The 709-nt window shown below is 67.8% G+C and carries 1 protein-coding gene; it reads left to right on the top strand.

From position 1 onward, the window contains the following. The coding region (locus tag F3J40_RS24585; RefSeq protein ID WP_240155603.1) for a DUF6531 domain-containing protein at positions 1-709 on the top strand (709 nt) is incomplete at both ends.

The following is a 709-nucleotide window of genomic DNA, read 5'->3' as shown; positions in this document are numbered from 1 at the left end:
ATCCTCTCCGGCTCGCCCAACGTGATTATCGGCGGCGGCACCGTCACCACCCTGCCCATCAAGCCCGAGGTGCCCGAGTGGGTCGGCCAGGTGTCGGACCTGACGCTGCTGTTTGCCGGGCTGCTCAGCTTCTCCCTCACCCCGCGCAAGATCGGTGCCGTGATGAAGCTGGCGGAGAAACTCAGCAAGCTGCGCGGCGTGCGCAAGATTGGCCGGGTGCTCTGCCGCCTCGGCGTGCTGATGACCGCCAACGCCGCCGCCGGGATTATCCTGCGCCCGGTGGATATCATCACCGGCCAGAAGTTTCTCAGCGGCGACGACGAGCTGGACTTCGTGCTGCCCGCGCGCCTGCCCCTGACCTGGCAGCGCAGCTGGCACAGCGCCAACCCCACCGAAGGCGTGCTCGGCCACGGCTGGAGCCTGGAGAGTGAAAGCCACATCGCGCGCTATGAGAACGGCGTGGCGTGGTACACCCCCACCGGCGAGTACGTGGCCTTCCCGCTGCCCCCGGTGGGCTGCAAAACCTGGTCGGAGGCGGAGAAGTGCTGGCTGATGCAGCACGCCGACGGCAGCCTCGAGATATTCGACACCGGCGAAACCCGCTACCACTACGCGCCGCTGCCTGAGCACGGCGTGGCCCGCCTGACGCGCATCAGCGACATCGCCGGGAACGCCACCCTGTTTTACTACGACGCCCGCGGCCTGCTGA

Source organism: Candidatus Pantoea multigeneris, assembly GCF_011752615.1.
Taxonomy (GTDB): Bacteria; Pseudomonadota; Gammaproteobacteria; order Enterobacterales; family Enterobacteriaceae; genus Pantoea; species Pantoea multigeneris.
The sequence above is the reverse complement of the archived record's forward strand: the minus strand, read 5'-3'. Positions and strand labels throughout refer to the sequence as shown.